Annotated in this window: 2 protein-coding genes; both read left to right on the forward strand. The window is 67.0% G+C overall.

The window, feature by feature from the left end:
* Positions 1–69 precede the first annotated feature (69 nt).
* A complete protein-coding gene (locus B1A78_RS20390; RefSeq protein WP_077148707.1) occupies positions 70–1,620 on the forward strand; it encodes a DNA polymerase Y family protein in 1,551 nt (516 codons plus the stop codon).
* On the forward strand, positions 1,617–4,886 hold the full coding sequence (locus B1A78_RS20395) for an error-prone DNA polymerase (protein WP_179102115.1): 3,270 nt from the start codon (positions 1,617–1,619) through the stop codon (positions 4,884–4,886). The genes B1A78_RS20390 and B1A78_RS20395 overlap by 4 nt, the downstream gene beginning before the upstream one ends.
* Positions 4,887–4,932 lie beyond the last annotated feature (46 nt).

Consider the following 4,932-nt stretch of genomic DNA (forward strand, 5'->3'; position numbering starts at 1 on the left):
CCTTCGACCTCGAGCTGCTGCGCCGGCGCGGCGGCGCCGCGGGCGGGCGCTGGCAAATGGAATGGCATCATGACAAACAAGTCTTCGGGGACCCGGCGCTATCTGGCGCTGTTCTTCCCGTGGCTGCCCGCCGAGCGGCTCTGCCGCACGGCGCCGCGGCCGCCTGACGCGCCGCTCGTCTTCGCCGAAAAGCAGCGCGGCGCGCTCCGCCTTGCGAGCGTCGATCGCGCCGCGCAGGCGGTCGGGCTCACCCCCGGCATGCCGCTCGCCGACGCGCGCGCGCGGGTGCCCGAACTGCTGGTAGTCCAGCATGATCCGGTCGCCGATGCCGCGTGGCTCGACCGGCTCGCCTTGGGGTGCAACCGCTATACGCCGTTGGTAGCAATCGACGCGCCCGATGGACTGATCCTCGATATCGCGGGCACCGACCATCTGCTCGGTGGCGAGGCCGAACTGATCGACGATCTGGAGATGCGGCTGTCGCGCCTCGGCATGCATGTGCGCATCGCGCTGGGTCCGACCGCCGACGCGGCGCGCGCGCTCGCGCGATACCAGACGCGTCCCGCCCCCGACGAGGACCAGGCGGTGCGCCGCCTGCCCGTCGCGGCGCTCGAACTCGAGCCCGAGGCGACGACCGCGCTGGTCCGCGCGGGATTGAAGACGATCGGCGACCTCGCGAGCCGGCCGATGGCGAATATCGCCGCGCGCTTCGGCGCCGACGCCGCCAATGCGCTGCGCCGCATCCTCGGCGACGCACCGAGCCCGCTCGACCCGCGCATCGCGCCTCCTCCTGTGGCGACCGAACGCCGCTTCGCCGAACCGCTCGGCAGCACGGCGCATGCGACGAAGGTGCTCGCCGAACTCCTAGACGAAGCCGCCACCCAGATGCGCGAGCGCGGCAAGGGCGGGCGTCATTTCCGCGCGACCTTCTTTCGCAGCGACGGACTCGCGCGGAGCATCGAGATCGAGACCGGGCATCCGACGCGCGACACCGCGCTCATCATGCGGCTGTTCGCCGAGCGCATGGATAGCCTCGCCGACCCGCTCGACCCCGGTTTCGGTTTCGACATGATCCGCCTCGCGGTGCCGCGGCTCGAAACGCTCGGCGCGACGCAATTGAAGCTTGAAGGCGGCGCGGTGCGCAGCGCGGCGATGGACGAACTGGTCGACCGAATGACGACGCGGCTCGGACGCGGGCGCGTCCGCCGCCTGCTCGCCGCCGACACGCATATCCCCGAACAGGCGCAGCTCGCGCTGCCCGCGATCGACGCCCAACCATCTTGGCCTCCGCCCGAACGCTGGCAGGCGCCCGAACCCGGCGAGCCGCCGACGCGGCCCTTCCATCTGTTCGACCCGCCGCAGCCAATCGAGGTGATCGCCGAGGTCCCCGACGGTCCGCCGCACCAGTTCCGCTGGCGGCGGCAGGCGCATGCGATACGCCGCTACGAAGGCCCCGAACGCATCGCCGCCGAATGGTGGCGCCGCCGCGACAATGCCGGACTGACGCGCGACTATTACCGCGTCGAGGATGCGCAAGGCCGCCGCTTCTGGCTGTTCCGCCACGGGCTCTACGACGAAAAGCCCGACCCGCGCTGGTATATCCACGGGGTGTTCGCATGAGCGCGGAACCCGCCCCCGAGCCTGGCTTCGCCGAGTTGGTCGCCGCGACCAACTACAGCTTCCTACGCGGTGCCTCGCACCCCGCCGACATGGTCGCCCGCGCACTAGACCTTGGCATGAGCGGTATCGGCATCGCCGACCGCAACAGCGTCGCGGGGGTGGTGCGCGCATGGGCCTTTCTGAAAGAATTGCAGGTCAAACACCCCGAAAGCGTCTCCGATTTCAAGCTCGCCGTCGGCGCCCGGCTCGTCTTTGCCGACGGCACCCCCGATATCGTCGCCTATCCGGTCAGCCGCCACGGCTGGGGCCGGCTGACGCGGCTGCTGTCGATCGGGAACCTGCGCGCGCAAAAAGGCGATTGTATCCTCAACCTCAAGGACCTGCTGGAGGATTGCAACGACCTGCTACTGATCGCGATGGCGGGCGACGAGGAATTGCTCCGAGCCCTCAAGTGCAAACGGCCCAAATCGGTCTGGCTCGCTGCCACCATGCAGCAGTCGGGCGCCGATGCCCGCCGGCTGGCCAAGCTTCAGCGCCTGTCGGTGGCGACCGGCGTCCCGCTGCTCGCGACCAACGATGCGCTTTACGCGACCGCCGCACAGCGGCCGTTGCACGACATCATCACCTGCATCCGCGAAGGGACGACGATCCGAAAGGCCGGCAAGCTGCTTCGCGCCAATGGCGAACGCCATCTGAAAGCGCCCGCCGAAATGAAGCGGCTGTTCGACGGCTATCCCAAGGCGATCGAGCAAAGCACGAAACTACTTGCGCGCATCGGTTTCGATCTTGAAGACCTGCGCTACGAATATCCGCACGAGCCGGTGCCACCCGGATGGAAGCCGTTCAACTATCTTCACCATCTGGTCAAGACCGCGGCGGAAACGCGTTACCAGACGCCCCTGCCCGCCAAGGTCCGCAAATTGCTCGCCGACGAGCTGCGGCTGATCAAGAAGCGACGTTACGTCTATTATTTCCTGACCGTCTACGATCTCGTCCGCCATGCCCGCGAACAGAACCCACCGATCCTGTGTCAAGGCCGGGGTTCGGCCGCCAATTCGATCGTCTGCTTCCTACTCGGCGTGACCTCGGTAGATCCGATGAAGCACGACCTGCTCTTCTCGCGCTTCGTTTCGGCCGAGCGCGACGAGCCCCCCGACATCGACGTCGATTTCGAGCACGAAAGGCGCGAGGAGGTCATCCAATATATCTATGATCGCTATACGCGCGACCGCGCCGCGATCGCCGCGACGGTCATCCATTATCGTCCGCGCAGCACGATCCGCGAGGTCGGAAAGGCGTTGGGGCTCAGCGAAGATGTGACGGCGCGGCTTGCCGATACGAGCTGGGGAAATTGGGGGAATGAAGTCCCGATCGAACGGCTGGTTCAAGCCGGGCTCGATCCGCATAATGGTGAAATCGAGCGGCTGCACCGCTTCGTCGCCGAATTGCTCGAGGCCCCGCGCCACCTGTCGCAGCACGTCGGCGGCTTCGTGCTCACCGAAGGGCGGCTCGACGAACTGGTCCCGATCCACAATGCCGCGATGGAGGACCGCACCTTCATCGAATGGGACAAGGACGATATCGACGCGCTCGGGCTGATGAAAGTCGACGTGCTCGCGCTCGGCATGCTGACCTGCATCCGCAAATGCTTCGACCTTATGCGCGAGCATGACCTGGGAAACCACAGTCTCGAAATCGACATCGATTGCGACGATCCCGAAGTCTACGGAATGCTGTGCAAGGGCGACAGCATCGGCGTGTTTCAGGTCGAGAGCCGCGCGCAGATCAACATGTTGCCGCGCCTGCGCCCGGAAGTCTTCTACGACCTGGTCGTGCAGGTCGCGATCGTCCGCCCCGGTCCGATCGAAGGCGACATGGTCCACCCCTATCTGCGGCGGCGGTGCGGCGAGGAAGCGGTCGAATTCCCCGAACCCGCATCGCCGCATCCTCCCGACGAATTGCACGACGTCTTGGGCAAGACCTTCGGTGTTCCGCTGTTCCAGGAACAGGCGATGAAGCTCGCAATGGTCGCGGCGGACTTCAGCCCCGAAGAAGCCAATGGCTTGCGCCGCGCCATGGCGACTTTCCGCAACGTCGGGACGATCGAGAATTTCCGCGAGAAGATGATCGGCGGTATGGTCCACCGGGGTTATAAGCAGGATTTCGCCGAACGCTGCTTCAAGCAGATCGAGGGGTTCGGCAGCTACGGCTTTCCCGAAAGCCATGCACAGTCCTTCGCGCGGCTCGTCTATGTCTCGTCGTGGATCAAGCATTATCACCCCGCCGTCTTCACCTGCGGCCTGCTCAATTCGCAGCCGATGGGCTTCTACGCGCCCGCGCAGCTCGTCCGCGATGCGCGCGAGCATGGGGTCGAGGTGCGCGAGGTCGACGTCAATTTCAGCGGCTGGGACAATAGCCTCGAACGACGCGACGATGGCGCGCTGGCGCTGCGGCTCGGCTTTCGGCAGGTCGACGGGTTTCGCGAGGCGTGGGCCGGGCAGATTGTCGAGGCACGCACCGCCCCCTTTGCCTCGGTCGAGGGACTTGCCCGCCGCGCGAACCTGCCCTCGCGCGCGTTGCGGCTGCTCGCCGAGGCCGATGCGTGCAATTCGATGGGGATCGAGCGGCGGCCGGCGCTGTGGGACGCGCGGCGGGTGCGGCAGGGGGTGTTGCCGCTGTTCGGCGCCGCCGAGGCCGACGAACTCGGCGCCGAGGATGACGCCATGCTGCCGCCGACACCGATGGTCGAGCATGTGCTGACCGATTACCAGACGACGCGATTGTCGCTGAAGGGGCATCCGATGGCGTTCCTGCGCGACGATTTCGCGCGCGAGGGGGTGTTGAGCGCGGCGGGGGTCGGCGCGGCGAAGAATGGCGCACTCGTCCGCACCGCCGGGGTGGTGCTGATCCGCCAGCGGCCGGGCAAGGGCAATGCGATCTTCATCACGCTCGAGGACGAGAGCGGGATCGTCAATGTGCTGCTGTGGGCGCGATTGTTCGAACGCTATCGGCGCGCCGTCATGGCCTCACGCCTGATGGAGGTCGCGGGTGAGGTGCAGCGGAGCAAGGAAGGTGTCATCCACCTGATGGCGAACCGCGTCGTCGATCGCACCGCGATGCTCGACACGCTGGGCGACGGGCGCAAGGTGCGCCCGCCCGACCTGCTGCGCGCCGATGTCGTCGCCAATCCGCAGCCGCCGCGCGGTTATCGCCATGGGCATCCGCGCGACGTCCGCATCCTGCCCGAGTCGCGCGATTTTCACTGATGGGCTTCAACGATGCGGCACCGGCCCGCTCCCCCACCCGGCCTCC

It is taken from the genome of Sphingopyxis sp. KK2 (assembly GCF_001990265.1).
In the GTDB taxonomy this organism is placed as follows: Bacteria; Pseudomonadota; Alphaproteobacteria; order Sphingomonadales; family Sphingomonadaceae; genus Sphingopyxis.